This is a genomic window from Streptomyces sp. P1-3 (genome assembly GCF_050613155.1).
Taxonomy (GTDB): Bacteria; Actinomycetota; Actinomycetes; order Streptomycetales; family Streptomycetaceae; genus Streptomyces.
Window position 1 is genome coordinate 4837154 of the sequence record NZ_CP192512.1, and the last position, 24536, is coordinate 4861689.

A 24536-nucleotide genomic window follows, 5' to 3' on the forward strand; every position below is an offset into this window, starting at 1 on the left:
ATCGAGCAGGTTGTCCCACTATCATCTGATCGACACCGAAATGGTGGCATCTGGGTGGTGGTCGCCGGTGAAGATGCCCCGTTCGGACCAGCGTCTCGGCGCGCGCCGCTACTTCACCGCCCCCGCCATCACCCCCGACACGAACTGCCGCTGGAAGGCGAAGAAGACCGCCAGCGGCACCACCATCGACACGAACGCCCCCGGGCCCAGGATGTCGATGTTGTTGCCGAACTGCCGCACCTGCTGCTGGAGCGCCACCGTGATCGGCGGATTGCCGCTGTCCGCGAAGATCAGCGCGACCAGCATGTCGTTCCACACCCACAGGAACTGGAAGATGCCGAGCGAGGCGATGGCCGGACCGCCCAGCGGCAGGACGACGCGGAAGAAGAGCCGCAGCTCGCCCGCCCCGTCGAGCCGGGCCGCCTCCAGCAGCTCGCGCGGGATCTCCGCGAAGAAGTTCCGTAGCAGGAAGATCGCGAACGGCAGCCCGAAGGCGGTGTGGAACAGCACCACGCCCGTCGTCGTCTCGAAGAGCCCGATCTCGCCGAAGAGCTTGGCGACCGGGATCAGCGCTACCTGCACCGGCACCACCAGCAGCCCGACGACCAGCAGGAACCACCAGTCGCGGCCGGGGAAGTCCATCCATGCGAACGCGTACCCCGCCAGCGCGCCGACCAGCACCACCAGCACCGTCGCCGGCACGGTGATCGCCGCCGTGGTCCACAGCGAGTCGGTGATCTTCTCGTTGCTCAGCAGGTCGTCGTAGCCGTCGAAGGTGAGCTGGCCGGGATCCCCGAAGACCTGCCACCAGCCGGAGAGGTCCACATCGGCCGGATCGCGCAGCGAGGAGAGCAGCAGCCCCACCGTCGGGGTCAGCCACAGCAGCGCGATCACGATGAGGAAGACCCGCATCGCCCCGCCGCCCGCGCGCGCCGCGATCCGCGCGGCGAGCGACCGCTTCGCCCGTACGGCCGTGTCGGTGCGGGCCGCGGGCGCGGCCGTGTCCGCACTGGTCATCGGCGGCTCTCCCTTCGGATCCGGCGGATGTTGAAGAACATCACCGGCAGCACGAGTACCAGCAGGAACACCGAGATCGCGCTGCCGACGCCCTGGTTGACGTCCGTGCCGAACGACGACTGGTACAGCTGGAGCGCCAGCACGTTCGCGTCGTCCTGGGTGGTGCCGGGCGCGATGATGTACACGAGGTCGAAGACCTTCAGCACGTTGATCATCAGCGTCACGACGACGACCGCCAGCACCGGCGCCAGCAGCGGCACCGTCACCCGCCGGAAGACCTGCCACTCGTTGGCCCCGTCCACCCGCGCCGCCTCCAGCAGCTCCCGTGGCACGCTCGCCAGACCGGCCGCGATCAGCACCATCGCGAAGCCCGCCCACATCCACACGTAACTGCCGATGATGGCCGGGGTGACCAGCGAAGGACCCAGCCAGTCCACCCCGTTGTACGGTTCGTCGAAGTTCGCGGCGGGCAGCCGCAGCCGCGCCCCCTCGGCCTTCGCGGGCAGGGTGTACGTGCCGTCCGCGCGGGTCGTCGTCGAGGCGACGACCGAGCCGTCCCTGACCGCCTCGATCCTCACGTCCGCCAGCGCCTTCTCGCCCTCGTCCAGCGCGCCGTGCCGCCCGCCGCCGCCCCGGGTGAAGTCGAACCACACGGTGCCGGTGACCTTCCCCGGCTCCGGCCGCGCCGCCTTGGCCTCGGCGGCCCCGGACACGTCGCCGCGCTTGGCCCCGACCAGCGGAACCAGCTGCGGGCTGCCCGCGCGGGCCGCCGCCGGCACGCTGTACGAGCCGTCCTCGGCCGCCGTCAGACCGGCGTCGGCGCGCGGATGCGCACCGGGGAACGGCGGTCGGTCGGCGAACGTGTCGTGCACGGTCGTCCACATCGCGTTGGCCACGCCCCGGTCCGGGTCCTGCTCGTACACCAGCCGGAAGATGATGCCCGCCGCCAGCATCGAGATCGCCATCGGCATGAAGACGACCAGCTTGAACGCCGTACCCCAGCGGATCCGCTCGGTCAGCACGGCGAAGATCAGGCCCAGCGCGGTGGCCACCGACGGGGCGACGAGCACCCAGATGACGTTGTTCTTGACGGCGGTCAGGATGGTGTCGTCCGAGAACACCTCCCGGTAGTTGTCCATCCCGACGAAGCCGTCGCCCGACGCGTCGAAGAGGCTGCGCCAGACCGAGTAGCCGATCGGATAGACGACGAGCGCGCCGAGCAGCGCCAGCGCGGGCAGCAGGAACAGCGCCGCCACCCACGGCCGGGTGCCCATGATGGTTCTCCGCCCGCGCCCCGGGGCGGGGGGCTTGCGTCCCTTGGCGGGTGGTGGCGAGCCAGGTGTGGCCGCGCCGCCCGCTGTCGCGGTCGACATGATGGAGGTCTCCCGGTCGCGTGATCAGTTCTGGTACGCCTTGGCGGCGTCGGCTTCCAACTGGCGCTGCGTGCCTGCCACGTCCTTCGGGTTCTTCAGGAAGTCCTGGAGCGCCTTCCACTCGCCCTGCGCCGGCTTGCCGCCGAAGGACGCGGGGGCCTGGTCGGACATGTCGAAACGGAAGTCGTCGCCCGCCGCGATGAGCGCCTTGGCGATGCCGCGCAGCGGGGCGTTGGGATAGGTGTCCACGTCCAGTGACCTGTTCGCCGAGACGAAGCCGCCGGCCTGGGCCCAGATGTGGGCGGCGTCCGGCGAGGCGAGGAACGTCAGCAGCGCCTGCGCCGCCTTGCTGTTCTTCAGCGCGACGGCGACGTCCCCGCCGGTGACCACCGGCGCCTTGTCCCCGACGGCCGGGAACGGGAACACCTTCGCCTGGGTGCCGAGGTCCGCGCCGGCGTCGGCGATGTTGCCCGCGACGAAGTCGCCCTCGAAGACCATCCCGGCCTCCGGCTCGGCGGCGTTGCCGAACGCCTTGGTGACCGAGTCCGGGAACGCGGTCCGCAGCGCGCCGTCCTTGCCGCCCGCCAGCAGCCCCTTGCCGCCCCACAGCTCGGCGAGCGTGGTGAGCGCCTCGGTCACCGAGGGGTCCGTCCACTTGATCTTGTGCTGGGCGAGCTGGTCGTACTTCTCGGGGCCCGCGAGGGAGAGGTAGACGTTCTCGAACCAGTCCGTGAGCGTCCAGCCGTCCGCGCCGCCGACGGACACCGGGTCGGTGCCGGAGTCGGAGATCAGCTGCGCCTGGGTGAGGAAGTCCCGCCAGGTCTTGGGCTCCTTGGCCCCGGCGTACTCGAAGGCGGAGGCGTTGTACCAGATCAGGGACTTGTTGCTGACCTTGAAGTACACGCCGTACTGCTTGCCCTTGTGGGCACCGAGGTCCTGCCAGCCCCGGGAGAAGTTCTTGGCGAGCTGCGCCCTGGTGTCCGCGCCGACGGGCTTGGCCCAGCCCTTGTCGGCGAACTCCCGCAGGACGCCGACCTGCTGGAGCATCGCGACGTCCGGCGGGTCGCCGCCCGCGATCTTCGAGCCGACGAAGGCGGACATGTCATCGCCGCTGGGGACGAAGGCCACGTCGGCGCCGGTGCGCTTTTCGAACTCGTTCAGCACCTTGGTGAAGTTCTCCTGCTCGGAGCCCGTCCACACGGCGGTGACCTGGAGTTTCTGGCCTTTCAGCGAGGGCAGTTCGACGGTGGCGGGCGGCGGGCTGCCGACGCTGCCGGCCCCGTCGTCGCTGCCGCATCCGGCGGCGGTGAGGGTGAGCGCGGCGACGGATAACAGTCCCGCCGCCCGACGTGCGGCGCGCTTCGCGTGAAGCCGTGTGCGCATCCCCGTTGTCCTTCCCGTGACGGCCGTCCCCACGCGCGGCCGTGTCCCGTTCGCACAGTCCTACGCCCCGTCATCGGGTGCCGCAATACCGTGATCAAGGTCAACTAGCCGATTGTGACCGGGATGTGATGCGAAGTCACGGCGGCGGGCTGGGCGAGCCGGGGCGGGCTGGACGGGGTTGCCGGTGGGGCCGGCCGGGGGCAGCGGTCAGACCAGTGCGGGGATGGTCGGTGCGTCAGCGGACTGCGCGGCGCGCTGCAACGCGCTCGCGAGCAGCGCCAGATCGGTGGGACCGTTGCCGAGTTCGCGCAGCGGGCGCCGGGTCGGCGGATCTCCCTGCCGCTCCCAGTCCAGCGGTACGACGGTCGGCCGCTGCGTCGCCGTACGCGGGATACGGCCCGTGACGCGCCCCGCCTGGAAGGGGACGACGGCGTGGTCGTCGGGCCGGCGCAGCCGGCCACGACCCGGCGCGGGCTCACCGGGCCCCGGTGACGCCGGGGATGCCGGGCCACCCGTGCCACTCGCACCGGTGGTCGCGTCGGCGGCGGTGGGCCTGGTCGTCGGCTCCAGGGTGATCCAGAGTCCGGCGCGTTCCATCGCCGCCGTGTCCGCCGTACGGTCCGGGCGGCCGGACGCCGCGATCAGATGCACCCCGAGCCGGGCCCCGTCCCGGGCGATGGCCTCCAGAGCGCGGACGACGGACCCGGCCGCCGGGCGGCCGGGGCTCCCGAGGGCGGGGGCCACGAGGGCGTCGAAGTCATCCACGAGGACGACGAGCCGGGGCAGCGCGGTCCGCGCGGTCAGCCGGGCGGCCGCTTCGCCGCCGCCCGGCTCCTGCGTACGCAGCTTGAGGGTGCCGCCGGCGGCGGAGTCGACGTCGCCACGACGCGCGGCGCCACTGGGGGCGTTCCCGGTGCCGGCAGCGGTAGCAGTGGTGGCAGTGGGCGCGGTGCCCGTGCCGGTCGCGCGGCCCTGGGCGTGGCCTGTGGCCTGGCGGTGAGCCTGTGCCTGGCCGTGGACCGGGTCGCGGTCGCCGTCGCTTCCGCCACCGGCCGTCGCCTCGGGCGTGGGTGCGGGTGCGGGCGCGGAACGGACGTCGCCGGGCTGGCGCGGGGCGACCATGCGAGACTCCGAGCCCTGCCGGGCGTGCCAGGCGACGAAGTCCAGCTGGCCGAGGAGTTCGGCGCGGCGTTTGAGCTCCGAGCTGAGCGCCTGCGCGAACTCGCGCATCCGCAGCGGGTCCGAGGCGGCCAGATACGTGGAGACGTGCGGCAGATCCGTACAGACCCGCAGCCCCGCACCGCGCTCCGTGCCGCCGCCGTCGACCATGACCAGCCCGAGCCGGTCCGGCCGTTCGGCGGCCGCGAGCGAGGCGGCGACCGAACGCAGCAGCTCCGTCTTGCCGGTGCCGGGGGCACCGTTGATCAGCAGATGCGGCCCGTCGGCGGCGAGATCGACGGCGATGGGCCCGTCCGCACCGGCGCCCAGTACGGCCAGGGTCCGGCCGCCGGCCGGCACCTCGTCGGCGGCGGCGGCCCACCGCGCCAGCAGCGAGGCGGGTGTGGCGCGGGCCAGCCCCAGTTCGTCCAGCAGCCGGGCGGAGTCGGGCAACGCGGCGGCGGACCGCCCGGCGCCGCCACCGGCCGGCGAGAGCCCGGAAGGCCGTAGCGGCGCCAGCGCGCGGGCGAACCGCTCGGCCCACGCCGGCGACACCGCGTCCACGGTGACGGCCGTGCCTCCCGCGACGGGCACGGGATACTCCCTCCTTGCCTTCCCCCAGACTTCTCCCCCAGCGCGGCCGCCGGGAGGTGCACCCAGGGGGACCCCCAGGGCAGGAGGGGCCCCGTATGTGGCGTCGGCATGGTCGCCGTACGCACTCCCGCGCGGCCGCGGCGATCCGCCCGCGGCACCGGTGAAGTTCACGGTGCCGGTGCCGCTCGTGGTCATCCCGCCGACCTGTGGCCCGCCGCCCCGGGGCCCGCCGGGTTCGGTGGGCGTGGCGGCGTACGGCTGCGCCGAACCGGTCGCCGTGCCGCCGGACGCGCCGCCGACGCGCGGGTCCCGGCTCGTCGGGACGGTGGCTCGTCCCGCGCCGGGCTCGCCGGAGCCGGACGCGGTGTCGTACGGGTCGTACTGGTCGTACGGGCTGTGGGCGCGGGACCGCGTGCCGTCCCCGCCTCCGGTGTCGCCGGATGCGCGGGGGCGTGGGTGCGCCGGTCCGGCCGGGGCGCCGGGCGCGCCGGTGGACTGCCCGTATGCGTCGGCGGTGTTCGCGCCGGACGGGCTGCCGTACGGGGGATGGGCCCCGGCGCCGGGTGCGTCGCCGGGGCGCGGGCTCTGGCCTGTCGGCGTGGGGGCGTGCCCGGCGTCGGGCGCACCGGTGCGCGGGCGCGGCGGTCCGGCCGGAGCGCCGTACGCGCCGTGGTGCGGGTGCGGGTGCGAGTGCGCCGTTGCGGCCGGGGTCGCGGGCGCGCCGCCGCGCTGCTCGTAGGCGGCGACGTGCGGGCCCGCCGGGGTGTCGGAAGGGCTGGGCGCGATGGTGCCGTTCGCGTGGGATCCGGTCCGGGCATGGTCCGCCGGAACCGTGGCTCGTCCGGCGCCGTGGGCGCCGGGCGCGATGGTGCGCGGCTGTGACGGCGGTGTGCCCGCGTACCCGCCGGGTGAGGCGTCGTACGGGGGGTGGGCACCAGCGGTGCCGCTGCCGCCGTGCGGAGTGCGGGGTGCCGCGGGCGCGCCTCGGCCGGTCTGGTCGGGACCGGGTGCGCCGGGGCGGGACGGTGCGGCCGGGGCGCCGAGTGCGCCGCCGGGATGGTCGTACGCGGTGTTCAGGTCGGCGTCGGCCGCGCGCGGGTCGTGGGTGTGGCGTGGGTTCTGGTCCGCCGATTGGGCCGTGCCGGGCTGGCCGTAGACCGTGTTCATGCCGGTGTCGGCCACACGGGGGCCGGGGGCGTTGCGTGGGATCTGGCCCGTCGGCTGGGCGGTGCCGGGGTGGGAGGTCCCGTCTGCGGCCGATGCGGTGGGGCGCGGGGCTCCAGGTGAGTCGTCGGGTGCGCCGCCGTGTGGGGTTCGGAGCGCCGGGTCGGCCGACGCTTCCATGCCGCGGGGGGAGGCCCCGTCGGCCTGCCGCTCGTACCCGGCGCGGTCGGCGCCACCCGTGTCGGAGCCCGCGCGCGTCCGCCCGTTTTCCGCCGCGCTCGTGCTCGGGCTCATACCCGCGCTCATGCCTGCGCTCGCGCCCGTGCCGAGGCGCGGCCCATGTGCGTCCGTGTGGCCGCCGCTCCCCGCGGAGCCTGTGCCGCCCTGTTCGGGGGCGTGCGGGGGGCGGTGGGCGCGGTCCGGGCGAGCCACGTGCAGGCCGGTCGCCACATCGCCGCTGAGCAGTGCGACCACGCCGCACTCCGCGAAGACCGGGGACGCCGCGCAAGCCGCCTCGTAGGCCGCCGGGAACGGGGTGGGCGACTCGACCGCGGGGGTCTCGGCCAGGCAGATCACATGGACGCCCGCCCCCGCGCCCCCCGCCGCGAGGCGGGCCAGCGTGTCGCGCAGCGCGGGCGAACCCGGATCGCCGTCCACGACCACCAGCGTGTACGGACCACCGTGGTCGCCCGCCGCGGCCGCCACCGCCGCCGGGGGTGCGGTCACCCACGCCGGGCCGAGCCGGCTGTCGTCCAGGCGCCGGACCAGCTCCGCCGTACGCGCCGCCGCCTGCTCCCGGTCGTACGCGAGCAGCAGTCGGCAGTCCTGGCCGTGTGCCGGGTGCACCTGCGGCAGCCAGCCGAGCCAGGACCACTCCGCCAGCCGCTCCCGCACGTCGCGCGAACGGTCCGTGCTGATCAGGACGATCTCCAGCGACGCGGGTGAGTGCAGCGCCGCCAGCTGCGCGATGACGGAACGGGCCAGACCGCTCAGCCGGGTGCGCGGCCCGGCCAGCCCCAGACTCCCGTCCTGCCGCAGGTCGACGGTGACCGGGGCGGCCGGGACCGTCAGGCCGTCGGCCGTCCTCCGGTCGGCCACGCCCAGCCGCACGGTCAGCGTGTCCGGGTGGCCCGGTCCGCGCTCCCACAGCCGGGGGCCGGGGCCGAGCACGGTCATCAGGACGTCGGCGAGGTCCGGCGACCGCTGGTGCAGAGCGGCCGCCTCGGCGGCGGCCCGGGCCCGTACCGCGTCGGTGTCATCCGCGAGCCAGCCGTCCGCCGTGCCCGCGCGCCGGTCCGTCGCCCGGCCTCCCGCGAGCCGCCGGGCCCAGGCCCCTATGCCGCGGCGACGCGGAGACGCGGGGGAGCGGTCGGTGGGGTCGGTCTGGTGGGCGCCTTCCGGGTGGCCGGGGTGGCCGGAGTGGCCGGACTGCGACGCGGCGGTCTCGTGGCCGTGTCCGGCCTGACCGCCTCCGTAACCGGCCCCGGCTCCCGCCCCGTATCCGCCCCGACCGGTTCCGTAGGCGGGCTGCCCGGTCCCGTGACCGGATGTCGTGGCCCCGTACCCAGCGGCGGCGTAGTACCCGTCCGCCGCCGCGGCGATGTCGGGGGGAACCGGCGTCCCCCGCAGGGGTGTGCCCCGACCGTCCTCCGCAGACCCCGTAGACCCCGCACGGGCGGGATCGCCGCCGCCGTGCTGCGTGCCCGGGTGGCCCGACGCGTACGGAGCGCGGCCAGGGCCCGTGCCCTGCGCGTACGCCGGACCAGCGCCCGGACCCGTACCCGCCGCATAAGTGGACGCCGGGCCGTACCCGTCGCCATGCGGCCCCTCGTACGCGCCACCCGCACCCGGCGCACCCGGACCCCCGGCGTACGGGCCCACCCGCAGATGCCCCTCGCCGTCCGGGGCCGTGGCCAGGCCGCCCCGCACGGCCTCCGCCGCCGGGACGCGCAGCCGGAGCGCGGACTCGCCGATGCGCAGCAGGGCGCCCGGAGCCAGCGGTATCGGGGTGCCGCCCACCCGCTCGCCGTTCACGGAGGTGCCGTTCGTCGACCCCAGGTCGGCGAGGCTGACCCCGCCGTCCTCGGCGACCGTCACGGCGCAGTGCAGCCGGGACACGTCCGGGTCGTCCAGGGTGACGTCCGCCTCACCCGAGCGTCCGATCCGGATCTGGCCGCCGTGCAGCAGGTGGACGCCGCCGGCGTCGGGACCCGCGACCACGTCCAGCCGGGCGGGCGCGCCGACCGCCGCGGCCGCCGGGTCGCCGGGGTGGGCGTCGGGATCGGCCGGGGCGTTGAGGGAGAGCACCGCGCCGTCCACCAGTGGCGGCTCGCCGAGCGCGCAGCGCTGCGGGTCCAGCCGGTCCGGGCCCGCGTACAGCACGGCGGGGCCCCCGCCGACGTCGGCGCCGGCCGCGGCCGCGGCGGCGGTGAGACCGCCGGTCACGGAGGCGAGAGGGGTGCCGGCGGGCGCGGTCACGAGGACGTCGACGGCGCAGCCGGGCGTGCCGGGGCGGTCCTGCCGCCCGGGGCCGGACCGGGGCCGGGGCACCGGTCCGGAGTGCGGGCCGGGGTGGGCGCTGCGCGGCCCGAGGACGGTCAGCCGAATCTGCATAGCCGTCAACGGTCCCTTCTGCCCCGGGGACCGGCAGGGGGTGCCGTCTCCCCCACCGCCCTCAGGCGCGTCGGCACGTACAGGTCGTACGTCGTACCCGGCACGTGGCCGGGTCGTACTGCGCACGGCGCGCGCCCCCGCTTCGCTCCCTCACGGCATCCGTGCTGCGTGCATCCTCGCACCTGCCACTGACAGTTCGCCCGGCGACCACCAGTACATGATCTTGATTGGTCGGTCGGCTGGCCGAAATTGGACGCTTGAGATCGCGCCGTTTCCCCTTGTGCCAGCCTGTGGCCCGGCTTGCCGGTCCCGTCGTGGCAACCATCTGTCCGGATCCCGCGTCTTCCTGTGAGACCCGGCGGCGGTCCGGCCAGGCCCTGCCGCACAGCGGGCCGTCCACGACGCCGCGCACCGGCACTAGAGTGGGGCGGCCGGTCGGATCCGGCCGTCGGAGAACCCGTCGGAGAACATCGGGAAGCATCACGCACCAGCAACAGCAGCACCACGCATCACGCAGTACGCATCACGCAGGTACGCAGCACACCGAAATGACCACGATCAGGGAGCGCATGACGTGCGGCCGGTAGGGAGCAAGTACCTCCTGGAGGAGCCGCTCGGGCGCGGCGCCACGGGAACCGTCTGGCGGGCCCGCCAGCGCGAGGCGGCGGGCGCCGAGGCCGCCGTGACCGGTCAGCCCGGCGAGACCGTCGCGATCAAGGTCCTCAAGGAGGAGCTCGCGAACGACGCCGAGATCGTCATGCGCTTCCTGCGCGAGCGGTCGGTGCTCCTCCGGCTCACCCACGCGAACATCGTCCGCACCCGCGACCTGGTCGTCGAGGGCGATCTCCTCGCCCTGGTCATGGACCTGGTCGACGGCCCGGACCTGCACAAATACCTGCGCGACAACGGACCTCTCACGCCCGTCGCCGCGGCCCTGCTCACCGCGCAGATCGCCGACGCGCTCGCCGCCAGCCACGCCGACGGCGTGGTGCACCGCGACCTCAAGCCCGCCAACGTGCTGCTCGCGGGCACCGGCGAGGGCGAGCAGATGCACCCGATGCTCACCGACTTCGGCATCGCGCGCCTCGCCGACTCCCCGGGGCTGACCCGCACCCACGAGTTCGTCGGCACCCCGGCTTACGTGGCGCCGGAGTCCGCCGAGGGCCGGCCGCAGACCTCCGCCGTCGACGTCTACGGCGCGGGCATCCTGCTGTACGAGCTGGTCACCGGGCGTCCGCCGTTCGCGGGCAACACCGCCCTCGAAGTCCTGCACCGGCACCTCAGCGAGGAGCCGCGCCGCCCCACCACCGTGCCCGAGCCGCTGTGGACGGTCATCGAGCGCTGCCTGCGCAAGCGGCCCGAGGAGCGGCCGAGCGCCGAGAACCTGGCCCGTGCGCTGCGCGTGGTCGCCGAGGGCGTCGGCGTGCACGCCACGTCCGCGCAGGCCGAGGCCGCGCTCGGCGTCGCCGCGCTGCTCGCGCCGGACCCGTCGCCCGCCGTGGTGCCGGACGCCGGGCCGGCGGGTGCCGCCGACCCGACCCAGGTGCTGCCCTCGAACGCCTCCTCGTACGACCCCGCCGCGGCGACCAGCGTGCTGCCGCAGACGGGCGGGCCGGGCGCCGACCCCACCCGGGCCATGCCCCCCGTACCGCCGGGCCCCGGGCACGCGGGTTCCGGCTCCGGCGAGGACGAGCCGCACCCGTGGCAGAACCAGATGCGCGCCGCGCGGGACCGCAACGACCAGACGCAGGTCCAGTACCTCGACCCGAGCGAGGACCCGCTGCGCCGCCGGCCGCAGCGCCGCCCCGCGCAGCCGCAGCCCCAGCCGTACCAGCAGCAGCCGCAGCGCCCGCAGCCGCCGCCGTACCAGCCGTACCCGCCGCAGCAGCAGTACCAGCAGCAGCCGCCGCCGTACCAGCAGCAGCGCCCGGCTCCGGCCCCGGCGCCCGCGCCGTACGCGCCGCCGCCCCAGCACCACCAGCCGTACGCGCCGCAGCAGCCTCAGCCGCAGGCGCCGCAGCAGCCCGCGCCGCGCCGCGAGCCGCGGCAGCGCAGCGCCAATCGGATGCGCATCCCGGGCATGGGCTGCCTCAAGGGCTGCCTGTTCCTGTTCGTGCTGCTGATCGTCGGTCTCTTCCTGGTCTGGGAGCTGACCCCGGTCAAGGACTGGATCGCCGACGGCAAGAACCTCTGGGACACGGCCAACAGCGTGCTCTCCCGTCTGGACGACCTGCTCTCCAAGGCCGGCGGCTGACCGGCGGCTGACGGCTCAGCTGCCACAGCCATCGACTTTGGGGATTTATCGACATCCCAAGGGTGCTTTCCACCCCAGAAGGGGACAGTTGTCACCGGCCGGGGCCCTCGCAGGGCCTCGGCCGCGTAGTTTTGCCTCCGACGTGACCCCTGTCGGAGGAGTCGAAGCAGTCTTGTCACGGAAGATCGGCAGCCGGTACACCGCCAACCAGGTCCTGGGCCGCGGCAGCGCCGGCACGGTGTGGCTGGGCGACGGCCCCGAGGGCCCGGTCGCCATCAAGCTTCTGCGTGAGGACCTCGCCTCCGACCAGGAGCTCGTCGGACGGTTCGTCCAGGAGCGGGCCGCGCTGCTCGGCCTCGACCACCCGAACGTCGTCGGAGTGCGCGACCTGGTCGTCGACGGCAACGACCTCGCGCTGGTCATGGACCTGGTACGGGGCACCGACCTGCGCTCCCGGCTCGACCGCGAGCGCCGCCTCGCCCCCGAGGCCGCCGTCGCCATCGCCGCGGACGTCGCCGACGCGCTGGCCGCCGCGCACGCCGCCGGAATCGTGCACCGCGACGTCAAGCCGGAGAACGTGCTGCTGGACATGCAGGGGCCGCTCGGTCCCGGCGGCTCCCACCCGGCCCTCCTCACCGACTTCGGCATCGCCCGCCTCGTGGACTCCCCCAACCGGGCCCTCCCGCCTCCGCCGGCGGGCAGGCAGCACACCGCCCGGGTGATCGGCACCCCCGACTACCTCGCCCCCGAGATCATCGAGGGCCTGCCGCCGCGCGCCAGCGTGGACGTCTACGCGCTGGCCACGGTGCTGTACGAGCTGCTGGCGGGCTTCACCCCGTTCGGCGGCGGCCACCCCGGCGCGGTGCTGCGCCGGCATGTCACCGAGACCGTCGCCCCGCTCCCCGGCATCCCCGACGAGCTGTGGCAGCTGCTGGTCCAGTGCCTGGCCAAGGCCCCCGCCTCCCGGCTGCGTGCCTCCGAGCTGGCGGCGCGGCTGCGCGAGCTGCTGCCCGGCCTGCGGGGCATGCCGCCGCTGGACATCGACGAACCGGAGGATGAGGGGCCGGTCGGGTCCGCGGCCCCGCGGAGCGGCTCGCACGAGGGCCCGTACGACGGCTCGTACGATCCCGGTGCGCCCGGCGCCGCGCGGCCCGGCGCTCCCCCGGGGGCGCCTCCCGGACGCGGCCCGGGGGAGCGCCGGCGCGGCGCGGTGCCCCTGGTCCCGGGCGCGGTCTCGGACTCCAACCGCGACACGCACACCAGCATGCGGGTGCCCGACCCGGACGAGCTGGCGGGCGGCGCCCACGGCACGGCCCGCGCACCGCGCGCCGCCGGGCAGCGCCGGGCGGGCTCGGCCCGCAACAGGCAGGTGTCCGACGCGGTGCGCCGCCGCCGGATCAGGCTCGGGCTCGCGGCCGCGGCGATCGCCGTCGCGGGCATCGGCGGCTGGCTGGCGCTCGGCGACGACGGCGGGTCGAGCGGGCCCAAGGACGGAACGGAACACTCCGCACCAGCCGAGACGGGCCGCTGACCTATCCCGAGACGGGCCTTCGATGTGTCCGGAACGGGCCTGTGGCGGGTCCCTCGGTACGCCTGCTCGACTGGGCGGGACAAGATCGCCCCGCCAGCCGTTACGCTGGGGGCGTGGCAGTCGTCGATGTATCCGAAGAGCTGAAGTCCCTCTCCTCCACCATGGGGTCGATCGAGGCGGTCCTCGATCTGGACAAGATGAGGGCCGACATCGCCGTGCTCGAGGAGCAGGCGGCGGCCCCGTCCCTGTGGGACGACCCGGACAACGCACAGAAGATCACCAGCAAGCTCTCCTACCTCCAGGGGCACCTGCGCCGGACCGAGGAGCTGCGCAGCCGGATCGACGACGTCGAGGTGCTCTTCGAGCTCGCCGAGGCCGAGGGCGACGAGGACGCGCGCGCCGAGGCCCTCGCCGAGCTGGACTCCGTGCGCAAGGCCGTCGACGAGATGGAGGTGCGCACCCTCCTGTCCGGCGAGTACGACGCCCGTGAGGCCCTGGTCAACATCCGCGCGGAGGCCGGTGGCGTCGACGCCGCCGACTTCGCCGAGCAGCTCCAGCGCATGTACCTGCGCTGGGCCGAGCGGCACGGGTACAAGACCGAGGTGTACGAGACCTCGTACGCGGAAGAGGCCGGCATCAAGTCGACCACCTTCGCCGTCCAGTCCCCGTACGCGTACGGCACGCTCTCGGTGGAGCAGGGCACGCACCGGCTGGTGCGCATCTCGCCGTTCGACAACCAGGGCCGCCGCCAGACGTCCTTCGCGGGCGTCGAGGTGCTGCCCGTGGTGGAGCAGACCGACCACATCGAGATCGACGAGTCCGAGCTCCGGGTGGACGTCTACCGCTCCTCGGGGCCGGGCGGTCAGGGCGTCAACACCACCGACTCCGCGGTGCGGCTGACCCACATTCCGACCGGCATCGTGGTCTCCTGCCAGAACGAGCGGTCGCAGATCCAGAACAAGGCCACCGCCATGAACGTCCTCCAGGCCAAGCTCCTCGAGCGCCGCCGCCAGGAGGAGCAGGCCAAGATGGACGCGCTCAAGGGCGACGGCGGCAACTCCTGGGGCAACCAGATGCGTTCGTACGTCCTGCACCCGTACCAGATGGTCAAGGACCTGCGCACCGAGTTCGAGGTCGGCAACCCGCAGGGCGTGCTGGACGGCGAGATCGACGGCTTCCTGGAAGCGGGCATCCGCTGGCGCAAGCAGCAGGAGAAGTAAGCCTGTTCGCGGGCTCGTCCGCGAGCCCGCCCGACGTGAAGTCAAACCTCCTGACCACCTGTTTCGTCACAGTCACGTACCCGTAGAGCCGTCAAGCGCCCGCATAACGGGCATTCCGTGCGCAATGCCCTTGACGGGCTTCGGGAAACTGGGAAAGCTGACGCGCGGCATGCGTATATCTGGGGCGCGTGTGATGGGGGGCAGGCGGGCCGCGCTTTCGCAGTCGGCGCCGCAACTCGGTACCCCCTTCGAGTCCGTTGCCCCGGACGCTGCTCCATGGACGAGAACAGCTACTGGGGGTAGCAGTCAGATGACCAAAAAGACGCGGCTGCGCGTCGTGCGGATAGTGGCCGGTGCCGTGATCGCGGCCGGTGCGTCGCTCACCGCGGCCGGCGCCGCCTCGGCCGTCGGCATCGATGTCAACGTCGGCGGTGTCGGCGTCAAGGCCGGCGCGGACGAGAGCGGTGTCGAGGTCGGGCTGAAGGCGCCGGTCGACGACCCGACGGAGATTCCGACGGACCCGCCGACCATTCCGACCGATCCGCCGACCATCCCGACGGACCCGCCGACGATCCCGACGGACCCGCCGACGGTTCCCACCGACCCGCCGACGATCCCGACGGACCCGCCGACGGTTCCCACCGACCCGCCGACCGTCCCGACCGATCCGCCGACGGTTCCGACGGACCCGCCGACGGTTCCCACGGACCCGCCGACGGACCCGACCGACCCGCCGACCGGCAAGCCGACGGACCCGCCCACGGGCAAGCCGACGGACCCGCCGACCGGCACGCCGACCACCCCGCCGAGCAACGGTGGTGGCACCGGCGGTGACACCGGTGGCGACGACAACACCGACACCGACAGCGTCGGCAGCAAGCCGGTGCAGCAGGGCAAGGCCAAGGAGGAGCTGGCTGAGACCGGTGCCTCCGGGACCACGTTCCTGCTGGTCGGCGCCGCGACGATGATCGCGGGCGGCATCGGCTTCCGCCTCATGCCGCGGCTGATCAACCGCAACACCGTCGCCTGATCCCAGCGACAGACACCGGCGAGGGCCCGGAGCGCTGCGGCGCTCCGGGCCCTCGGCGTATGCGCGCTGGCGTATATGTGCCGGCCCGTGCTGGTGTGGCGTATGCGCGCGGCCGTATACCTAACCCGCACAACAACTGCGTAACCCGTACAACGCCCCATATACGCGACGACGACTGCGCGGCGTCGCATGCTTACGGACGGTGTCGTGTGTCTACGGCCGGTTCAGACGACCTGGTGGGCGAGCAGGGCCACCGCGAGCAGGGCCAGCAGCAGCGCGACCAGCGCCGCCGGGGTCAGCCCCGCGAACAGCCCTTCGTGCTGCAGCCGCTCCCTGCTGGCCCGGCAGACCGGGCAGCGGCCCTCGCTTACGGGGCTCGCGCAGTTGGCGCAGACGAGCCTGTCATACGTCATGCGCACTCCTCCTCCCGCGCGGCGCTGCCGCTGGATCGACACGGTGTCAACGCCTTGGGGCCGGGGATGGTTCCCCCTTCGGGGACGATTCCCCCCTTCTACTGTGCCAGCTTCCGACCGGTTCGGCGCGCCCCGTACGATTCCGCGCCCGGACTGTGCCTGGGCTGTAGCATCCTCAGGCCGGTCGACAGGCGTTTCTCCTCGGTTTGTCCCCGATGCGCCGTGAATAAACGCACCAACCCGGAGTCACGACTGCGCGTCCGCGCGCGGTTCGCGTATGGTCACGCTCACCGACGGGAGCCGCGCCAGTGGCAGCCCGTACCCCTACCCAGGTCGACCGTGGTGCTTTAAGTGATCCGATTCGACAACGTTTCCAAGTCCTACCCCAAGCAGAACCACCCCGCCCTGAGGGATGTCTCGCTCGAAATCGAGAAGGGCGAGTTCGTCTTCCTGGTGGGGTCCTCGGGGTCGGGCAAGTCAACCTTCCTGCGACTGATCCTGCGCGAGGAACGCGCCAGTCACGGCGCGGTCCATGTGCTGGGCAAGGACCTCGCGCGGCTCTCCAACTGGAAGGTGCCGCAGATGCGCCGCCAGTTGGGGACGGTGTTCCAGGACTTCCGGCTGCTCCCCAACAAGACGGTGGGGGAGAACGTGGCGTTCGCCCTGGAAGTGATCGGCAAGCCGCGCGGCGCCATCCGCAAGACCGTTCCCGAGGTGCTGGAACTCGTGGGGCTCGGCGGCAAGGAAGACCGCATGCCCGGCGAGCTGTCCGGCGGTGAGCAGCAGCGGGTCGCCATCGCGCGGGCGTTCGTCAACCGGCCGATGCTGCTGATCGCGGACGAGCCGACGGGCAACCTCGACCCGCAGACATCCGTCGGGATCATGAAGCTGCTGGACCGGATCAACCGGACCGGGACCACGGTGGTCATGGCCACCCACGACCAGCAGATCGTGGACCAGATGCGCAAGCGCGTGATCGAACTTGAAAAGGGCCGTCTCGTCCGCGACCAGTCCCGCGGCGTCTACGGCTACCAGCACTGAAAGGACGCCATGCGCGCCCAGTTCGTCCTGTCGGAGATCGGCGTCGGTCTCCGCCGCAATCTCACGATGACCTTCGCGGTGATCGTCTCCGTCGCCCTGTCGCTCGCCCTGTTCGGCGGGTCGCTGCTGATGCGCGAGCAGGTCAGCACGATGAAGGGCTACTGGTACGACAAGGTCAACGTCTCGATCTTCCTGTGCAACAAGAACGACAAGGAGACCTCGCCCAACTGCGAGAAGGGCGCGGCCACCGAGGAGCAGAAGAAGGAGATCAAAGCCGAACTGGACAAGATGAAGATCGTCGAGTCCGTCCAGTTCGAGACCAGCGAAGAGGCGTACAAGCACTACAAGGAGCAGTTCGGCGACTCGCCGCTGGCCAGCTCCCTCACCCCGGACCAGATGCAGGAGTCGTACCGGGTCAAGCTGAAGGACCCCGAACGGTTCCGGGTCATCTCCAGCGCGTTCGCCGCACGTCCGGGCGTCCAGGAGGTCACGGACCAGCGGGCCACCCTGGAGAACCTGTTCAACCTGCTCAACGGCATGAACTACGCCGCACTCGGGGTGATGGCGCTGATGCTCGTCGTCGCGCTGATGCTGATCGTCAACACCGTACGGGTGTCGGCGTTCAGCCGCCGCAGGGAGACCGGCATCATGCGGCTGGTCGGCGCCTCCAGTTTCTACATCCAGATGCCGTTCATCATGGAGGCCGCCATCGCGGGCCTGATGGGCGCCGGCTTCGCCTGCGTACTCCTGGTCAGCGGGCAGAAGTTCCTGGTCGAGGGATGGCTGGCGGAGCGCATAGACGTCATCAACTTCATCGGTTGGGACGCGGTGCTCGCCAAGCTGCCGCTGGTCCTGGCGATCGGGCTGATGATGCCGGCGCTCGCGGCGTTCTTCGCGCTCCGCAAGTACCTCAAGGTGTGAGTTTCGCCCCGGGCGCCGTGCGGTCAACACCCGTTGCGGCGCCCGGTGGTGGCCTAGACTCACCGCCATGCCGGGCCCGTGTCTGTTCGTCCCACCCGCTGCCTCCGGTGGCGGGACCCCCCGCCGTACCCGCCGCGCGGCAGCCCTGACACTGGTCTTCGCGAGCGTGCTGGCGACCGGGGCGGCCGCCGGGTCGTGGGGGGACACCCCCTCCGGCCGGCACCAGGCCACGGCCCGGATCCCGTCCCGCCCCGTGGCCGCCGCGGCCGACGCCGACGCGGTCGAGGCCGCGGCCGTGGCCGCCGAGCAGGACGGCAAGTCGGCCTCCGCCGCCGCCCGGGACGTGGTCAGCCGGAGCGGCGACCGCTGGGGCGCGGTCTACAGCGCCAGTGAGTACGAGGGCTTCCGGAGGCATCTGGACGGCGCGTACGTGGGCGTGGGAGTGGCCGCCCGGCGCGCGTCCGGCGGCCAGATCGCCGTGGACCGCGTACAGCCCGGCAGCCCCGCCGCCCGGGCCGGCATCCGGTCCGGCGACCGGATCCGTACCGTCGACGGCACCTCCGCCACCGGCCGGCCGGTCACCGAGGTCGTCTCCTGGCTGCGCGGCGGGCGCGACGGCATCCCCGGATCGCGGGTGGTGCTGGGCTTGCAGCGCGGTGAGCGGCGCTGGAGCCAGACGCTGCGCCGAGCGCGGCTGGCGACCGAGCCGGTGACCGTCGACCGGCTCACCGACCGGGAGCCCGACACCACCCGGGTCAAGGTCGAGTCCTTCACCAGGGGCACGGGCGAGCGGGTCCGCGAAGCCGTGCGCGAGGCCCCGCGGGGCGACGGCATCCTGCTCGACCTGCGCGGCAATTCCGGCGGGCTCGTCACCGAGGCCGTCACCGCCGCCTCCGCCTTCCTCGACGGTGGTCTCGTGGCCACCTATGACGACCGCGGCGAGCAGCGGGTCCTGGAGGCTACGCCCGGCGGCGACACCAGGACCCCGGTGGTGGTGCTGGTCGACAGCGGCACCATGAGCGCCGCCGAGCTGCTGACCGGCGCGCTCCAGGACCGGGGCCGCGCGGTGGTCGTCGGCTCCCGCACCTTCGGCAAGGGCTCGGTGCAGATGCCCAGCGAGCTGCCGGACGGCTCGGTCGCCGAGCTGACCGTGGGGCACTACAAGACCCCGTCCGGGCGGAGCGTGGACGGCGCCGGCATCGTTCCGGACCTGCGCGTCGACGGCGCGAACGGCGGCGGGGCCGAGCGCCGGGCCCGTACGGTATTAAGTGGCCTCGGGGGTGGCTCCTAGTGCGACAATGGCCGCGTTATGGCTAAGGAAACGGGTCGCAAACTGATCGCGCAGAACAAGAAGGCGCGGCACGACTATCACATTCTGGACACGTACGAGTGCGGGCTGGTGCTCACCGGCACCGAGGTGAAGTCGCTGCGCCAGGGTCGCGCTTCGCTGGTCGACGGCTTCGTGCAGATCGACGGCCATGAGGCGTGGCTGCACAACGTGCACGTTCCCGAGTACAGCCAGGGGACGTGGACGAACCACTCCGCACGACGGAAGCGGAAGCTCCTGCTGCACCGCGCGGAGATCGACAAGCTGGAGCAGAAGACGCAGGAGACCGGGCACACCATCGTGCCGCTGTCGCTGTACTTCAAGGACGGCCGGGCGAAGGTCGAGATCGCGCTCGCCAAGGGCAAGAAGGAGTACGACAAGCGGCAGACGCTGCGGGAGAAGCAGGACCGGCGGGAGGCGGACCGGGCGATCTCGGCGGCGCGGCGGCGGGCCCGGGCCTGAGGGGTACATCAGGCAGCGGGAATAAGCTGGCAAGGGTCGGTGTTGATCCCGTACGATGACTCCTGCACCCCGAGCGGGTGTGGAGCACCTTTTGAAAAATCAACATGGGGATGATCGGTTTCGACAGCGGCTGTCGAAGCAGGGGAAGCGTGTCGAGGAAGCGGCAATGATCTCGTAAACCATATGTCGCAAACAATAATCGCCAACACCAAGCGCGATTCCTTCGCCCTCGCTGCCTAAGTAGCGACTTGCGAAGTGTCAGCCCGGGGCTGTTCCCGACCCGGATCCTGGCATCAGCTAGGGAACTAAACTTCTAGACCCGGTCACGGGGCCTGGAAGGAAATCAAACAGTGACTGAGCCCGTCGGAGACTTGTCCGCGTGATCTCCGGGGCTGAGAAAATCGCAGCGGACTGCACACGGAGAAGCCCTGGTTCTGCACCGTTGGACGCGGGTTCGATTCCCGCCATCTCCACTCATCCCATGTGAGGCGAAGGCCCCGCTGTCAACGACAGCGGGGCCTTCGTCGTGTGGTCATGATGTTGTGGTCATGAGGGGAGGCAACCCGCCGGGCCGCTCATGGACTCTTTTCCCGTGACTGGAGGGGGAGACGATGAGCTGGACGCGGGTATGGGCCGTGGCGGTGTGCGGCGGGGTGCTGGGCTGCGCGGTCGCGGCGGGCCCGGCGGCAGCGGACGGGGCGGGCCCGGCCGGTGAGGGGGACCCGTCGGTGTCCCTGATCCTCAACGGCGCGATGGACGCCCGCCCCGGGGAGATCGTCGATCTGCGGCTGGAGGGCATCAGCCCCGAGCGGGGTCAGGCGAAGGTGGTGGCCTCCTCGCCGGCGTTCGGCGACAAGGTCCACCTCGTGCACAAGAAGGACGTGGTCTCCGAGGGCACCGAGGGGGACGTGGTGGTGTCCTCCTATGCGGCACGGGAGCCGCTCGCGATGACGGCCAGGCCCGGCACGTATCCGGTCGTGGTCAAGGTCGGCAGCAAGGAAGTGGCCCGGGACGAGGTCAAGGTGGTCGCCTCGCAGCGGCCGACCTTCGACGTGTCCGCGTTCCACGAGGAGGCCCGGCCAGGAGAGCGGCTGTACCTGGAATTCGACGACCTCTACCCCGGCGAGACCGGTACGGACTTCACCGTCCGCTCCAAGGCGTTCACCGCGCCCGTCCGGCTCACGCATGACAAGGAGCGGGACTGGTACAACCCGCGGCTGTTCACGGCGCGGCCGGACCTGCCGTCGGACGTACGGGACGGCACGTACGCGGTGACGCTCACCGGTCCCGACGGGAAGCGGATCACCGAGCGGAAGATGACGGTCCGCGCGGCCCGGCCCGGTGACGGGGACTACGTGGGCGAGGTGCGGCAGCTCCGGTTCTTCGGGCGGAACGGGTCCCCGGACCAGTCCCGTGCGAAAGGCTTCCGCGTCGCGTCCGGGGGAGTGGTGAACGTGCTCCTGCGCGACGTCACCCCGGATGTGGGCGAGGAGTACCGGCTCACGGCCACTTCCCCGGCGTTCGAGTCCCCCGCGAAGCTGAGGCTCGACGACAGCAAGGCGGCCGACGGTGATGACCACAGGCGCTTCTACGGGCCGGCGAGGATACGCCGCGGGCTGGAGCCGGGGACGTATCCGGTCACTGTCGTCAGCCACCACGGGCGGGTGAAGAAGACCGCCGATCTCGTCGTCACCGAGGGCTCCGCGGCGGACGAGGAGGCCGAGGACGGGGGCGGAGTGCCGCGCGGTGTGGGGGCGGGCGCGGGCGGCGGCGCCGTGCTCCTGGTCGCTGCCGCCGCCTTCCTGATCGTCAAGCGCAGGCGCATGTCCGGCTCCGGCACCTGACGTTGGCGGCCGGGGCTTGATTTCGGCGGCCGGCTCCTGGGCTTCGCCCTGACTTCGGCGGCCGGAGCCAGGGAGCCGGCTGGTCGACGGGTCGCGAGCCAGCCGACCGATGGGCCGCCGCCCGTTGCCGCCCGCCCCCTGTTCCGCGAGGCCTTCCTGCGGAATCCTCACATGGCATGACGAGACGTGTGCGTAGTGTGAGGCGCGGGTCGGCCCGCGCCTGGATCCTGTCGCTGGTACTCGGACTGGCCGCCGCCACCCTCACCTGGAGTTCACCGGCCGGTGCGGACACCTCCCGCCGGACCGGCGACGACCTGGGGAAGGCCATCGACGCCGTCCTCGCCGACCCCCGCCTGGCGGGTGGCGCCGCGAGCGTGGTGGTGGCCGACGCCACCACCGGCGACACCCTCTACGAGCACCGGCCCGCCGACCGGCTGATGCCCGCGTCCAACATGAAGCTGCCGACCTCCGCCGCCGCCATGGAACTGCTCGGCCCCGGCTACCGCTTCACCACCGACGTCCTCACCGACGGCCGCCGCAGCGGCTCCGTCCTCACGGGCGACCTCTACCTGCGCGGCACCGGCGACCCGACCATGCTCGCCAAGGACTACGACCGGCTGGCCGCCGACCTCGCGCGGTCCGGCGTCAAGCGGATCACCGGACGGCTGATCGCCGACGACACCCGGTTCGACACCCGGCGGCTCGGCCGCTCGTGGGCGGCCGACGACGAGTCCGTGTACTACTCGGCGCAGATCTCGCCGCTCACCGTCGCGCCCGACACCGACTACGACGCGGGCACCGTGATCGTCGAGGTGGCTCCGGGCGCCCGCGCGGGTGCCGCGCCGAAGGTGACGGTCACCCCCGCCAACGGCTACGTACGGGTCGACAACCGGGCCACCACCGTGGCCGAGGGCGGCCGCGACACCCTGACCGTCGAGCGCCGGCACGGCCGCAACACCATCACCGTCACCGGCGACATCCCGGTCGGCGGCGCCACCGCCAAGGAGTGGGTCAGCGTCTGGGAGCCCACCGGGTACGCCGCCGCCGTCTTCGCCGACGCGCTCGCCGACCACGGCGTACGGATCGGCGGCCCGACGCGGCTCGGGCTGCGCACCCCGCGCGATGCCGAGCGGCTCGCCGCGCACCGCTCCATGCCGCTCAAGAAGCTCCTGGTTCCGTTCATGAAGCTGTCCAACAACAACCACGCCGAGGTACTGACGAAGGCCATCGGCTACGAGACGACGGGCCAGGGCACCTGGAGCGCGGGCCTCACCGCGATCGGTGGCTATCTCAAGCGCACGGGCGTCGACACCGGCACGCTGCGCCAGGTGGACGGTTCGGGGCTGTCGCGGGTGAACACCGTCCCGGCGCGGGCGTTCGCCGAACTGCTGCTGTCCGTACGGGACGAGCCGTGGTACGCCGACTGGTACGCGGCGCTGCCGGTGGCCTGTGCCCCGGACCGGTTGACCGGCGGCACGCTGCGCAGCCGCATGTGCGGCACGGCGGCGGAGCGCAACGCGCGCGCCAAGACCGGCTCGCTGACCGGGGCTTCGGCGCTCTCCGGGTACGTGACCGACGCGGACGGGCGCGAGCTGGTGTACGCGATCGTCCTCAACAACCACCTCGCGGCGTCGGTCAAGAGCGTCGAGGACGCGATCGTGGTGACGCTGGCGTCGTGGGGTGGGGACGGTGCGGACCCGGCCCGGCCGCGTGGCCAGCGTGGCGTGGACCGGGCCGGGGAGCCGCCGGGGGACCTGGAGTGCGCGTGGCGGAAACCGGCGCACTGCTGAGGGGGTACGAGGGCTGAGACGGCGCGAAGGCTGAGGGGGTACGAGGGCGAGGGGCCCCGCCGAGTGGGCTGCCGCTCAGCAGGGTCGCCGCTCAGCGGGGCCGCCGCGCCCCCGCCAGCGCCCCCGTGAGGGCGATGGCCAGGGCGAGCGCGGCGGCCGCGGCCGGAGCGGCGTACGCGGTGCCCGCGCCCAGCCGCTCGACCGCCCAGCCGCCGGTCGCCGCCCCCGCCGATATGCCGACGAGCAGACCGGTGTACACGGTCGTCATGCCCTCGTTCAACCGACCGTCGGGCACCAGCCGCTGAACGAGCGTCATGCCGGTGATCATCGTGGGAGCGGTGGCCATGCCCGCGACGAACAGCAGCGCGGCCAGCGAGCCGAGCCCGTCCGCGGCGAGCAGCGGCAGCATCGCCACCGCCATCGCGGCGACCCCCGCGACGAACCGCCCCATCGCCGACCCCCGCACCGGCAGCGCGCCGAAGACCAGCCCGGCCACGCAGGACCCGCCGGCCTGGAGCGCCAGCACCGCGCTGCTCGCCGAGCCGCTCCCGTACGCCTCCACGGTGGCGACCGTCGCGACCTCCATCGAGCCGAAGACCGCGCCGGTCGCCAGGAAGGTGGCCAGCACGACCCGTACCCCGCCGGCGCGCAGCGGGGAGGCCGCGGGGCCGACGCCGTCGCGCGGGTGCGGCGGCGGCTCCGTGGCGCGCTGGGCGGCGAACGCGAGCGTGCCCACGGCCAGCAGCGCCGCGCCCGTGAGCAGCCCGGCCTCGGGGAAGACGGCCGTGCACAGCACCATCGCCAGCGCGGGACCGAGCATGAAGCAGACCTCGTCGACGACCTGCTCGAAGGAGTTGGCGGTGTGCCGCAGGGCGGCGTCGTCCTTGTGGATGACGGCCCAGCGGGCGCGGGTCATGGCCCCGATGCCCGGTACGCCGGAGGAGCCCGCGGCGCACAGGAACAGCGTCCAGTCGGGCGCCCGGTAGTGCACGCACAGCAGCATCGCCGCCGCCCCGAGGACGAACACCCCGGTGGCGGGGACGGCCACCTTCGCCTGCCCGTACCGGTCGACCAGCCGCCCGAGCAGCGGCGAGCAGACGGCCGTCACCGCGACGCCGGTCGCGGAGACCGCTCCGGCGAGCGCGTAGGAGTCGCGGCTCAGGGCGACCATCAGCACGGTGCTCACGCCGAGCATCGACCCCGGCAGCCGGGCGACGAGCGCGGCGAGGGTGAAGGAGAGCGCGCCGGGCGTGGCGAAGAGCCGCCGGTACGGACGGAGGAGCGAGGCGCGGCGGGCCCGCGCACGGCGGGGCCGTACGCGCGGGGCGGGGGCGGGGGCGGGACGGCGGACAACGGGCCGGGCGGCGAGGAAGAGGATCATGGAACAACCTTCATGGCGGT

Annotated in this window: 16 protein-coding genes and 1 other RNA gene; 11 read left to right on the top strand and 6 right to left on the bottom strand. The window is 73.2% G+C overall.

All coding sequences use genetic code 11. The features are described from left to right. Positions 1-108 precede the first annotated feature (108 nt). From ACQUSR_RS20950 to ACQUSR_RS20965, 4 genes are all read right to left on the bottom strand, one after another. Positions 109-1017, bottom strand: coding sequence for a carbohydrate ABC transporter permease (locus tag ACQUSR_RS20950; RefSeq protein WP_431044118.1), 909 nt, complete (start codon positions 1015-1017; stop codon positions 109-111). Beyond that, a complete protein-coding gene (locus tag ACQUSR_RS20955; protein WP_431044119.1) occupies positions 1014-2390 on the bottom strand; it encodes a carbohydrate ABC transporter permease in 1377 nt (458 codons plus the stop codon). Before ACQUSR_RS20955 ends, ACQUSR_RS20950 begins: the two co-directional genes overlap by 4 nt. A gap of 24 nt (positions 2391-2414) precedes the next feature. Next, the gene (locus ACQUSR_RS20960) at positions 2415-3773 is read right to left on the bottom strand and encodes an ABC transporter substrate-binding protein (protein WP_431044120.1); all 1359 of its coding nucleotides are present in this window, start codon (positions 3771-3773) and stop codon (positions 2415-2417) included. Positions 3774-3980: 207 nt separating this feature from the next. Then, positions 3981-9302, bottom strand: a complete 5322-nt coding sequence (locus ACQUSR_RS20965; protein ID WP_431044121.1) for an FtsK/SpoIIIE domain-containing protein — start codon at positions 9300-9302, stop codon at positions 3981-3983. Positions 9303-9876: 574 nt separating this feature from the next. Here ACQUSR_RS20965 and ACQUSR_RS20970 point away from each other — a divergent pair. From ACQUSR_RS20970 to ACQUSR_RS20985, 4 genes are all read left to right on the top strand, one after another. Then, positions 9877-11556, top strand: coding sequence for a serine/threonine-protein kinase (locus tag ACQUSR_RS20970; protein ID WP_431044122.1), 1680 nt, complete (start codon positions 9877-9879; stop codon positions 11554-11556). A gap of 172 nt (positions 11557-11728) precedes the next feature. Beyond that, the gene (locus ACQUSR_RS20975) at positions 11729-13087 is read left to right on the top strand and encodes a serine/threonine-protein kinase (RefSeq protein WP_431044123.1); all 1359 of its coding nucleotides are present in this window, start codon (positions 11729-11731) and stop codon (positions 13085-13087) included. Between the two features lie 113 nt (positions 13088-13200). Next, positions 13201-14307 (top strand): peptide chain release factor 2, encoded by a 1107-nt coding sequence (gene prfB, locus ACQUSR_RS20980; RefSeq protein WP_431044124.1) that lies wholly within the window; start codon positions 13201-13203, stop codon positions 14305-14307. 310 nt (positions 14308-14617) lie between these two features. Next, positions 14618-15337, top strand: coding sequence for a hypothetical protein (locus tag ACQUSR_RS20985; RefSeq protein ID WP_431044125.1), 720 nt, complete (start codon positions 14618-14620; stop codon positions 15335-15337). A gap of 224 nt (positions 15338-15561) precedes the next feature. Here the strand turns inward: ACQUSR_RS20985 and ACQUSR_RS20990 are convergent, their stop codons facing one another. After that, positions 15562-15750: a hypothetical protein gene (locus ACQUSR_RS20990; protein WP_431044126.1), complete on the bottom strand. Its 189-nt coding sequence runs from the start codon at positions 15748-15750 to the stop codon at positions 15562-15564. Positions 15751-16101: 351 nt separating this feature from the next. Here ACQUSR_RS20990 and ftsE point away from each other — a divergent pair, with 351 nt between their 5' ends. The 7 genes from ftsE to dacB all read left to right on the top strand — a co-directional run bounded on the left by ftsE (position 16102) and on the right by dacB (position 23135). After that, positions 16102-16791, top strand: a complete 690-nt coding sequence (gene ftsE / locus ACQUSR_RS20995) for a cell division ATP-binding protein FtsE (protein ID WP_431044127.1) — start codon at positions 16102-16104, stop codon at positions 16789-16791. A 9-nt stretch (positions 16792-16800) separates the two neighbouring features. Then, on the top strand, positions 16801-17712 hold the full coding sequence (gene ftsX / locus ACQUSR_RS21000) for a permease-like cell division protein FtsX (RefSeq protein WP_431044128.1): 912 nt from the start codon (positions 16801-16803) through the stop codon (positions 17710-17712). A gap of 67 nt (positions 17713-17779) precedes the next feature. Beyond that, positions 17780-19003 (top strand): S41 family peptidase, encoded by a 1224-nt coding sequence (locus tag ACQUSR_RS21005; RefSeq protein ID WP_431044129.1) that lies wholly within the window; start codon positions 17780-17782, stop codon positions 19001-19003. 18 nt (positions 19004-19021) lie between these two features. Continuing rightward, on the top strand, positions 19022-19501 hold the full coding sequence (gene smpB, locus ACQUSR_RS21010; RefSeq protein WP_431044130.1) for an SsrA-binding protein SmpB: 480 nt from the start codon (positions 19022-19024) through the stop codon (positions 19499-19501). Between the two features lie 106 nt (positions 19502-19607). Beyond that, positions 19608-19977, top strand: a transfer-messenger RNA (tmRNA) gene (gene ssrA / locus ACQUSR_RS21015). A 135-nt stretch (positions 19978-20112) separates the two neighbouring features. Continuing rightward, positions 20113-21345: a hypothetical protein gene (locus ACQUSR_RS21020; RefSeq protein ID WP_431044131.1), complete on the top strand. Its 1233-nt coding sequence runs from the start codon at positions 20113-20115 to the stop codon at positions 21343-21345. Positions 21346-21521: 176 nt separating this feature from the next. Then, a complete protein-coding gene (dacB, locus tag ACQUSR_RS21025) occupies positions 21522-23135 on the top strand; it encodes a D-alanyl-D-alanine carboxypeptidase/D-alanyl-D-alanine endopeptidase (RefSeq protein ID WP_431044132.1) in 1614 nt (537 codons plus the stop codon). Positions 23136-23226: 91 nt separating this feature from the next. On the opposite strand, the gene ACQUSR_RS21030 is transcribed toward dacB, so the two are convergent. After that, positions 23227-24516, bottom strand: coding sequence for an MFS transporter (locus ACQUSR_RS21030; protein ID WP_431044133.1), 1290 nt, complete (start codon positions 24514-24516; stop codon positions 23227-23229). Positions 24517-24536 lie beyond the last annotated feature (20 nt).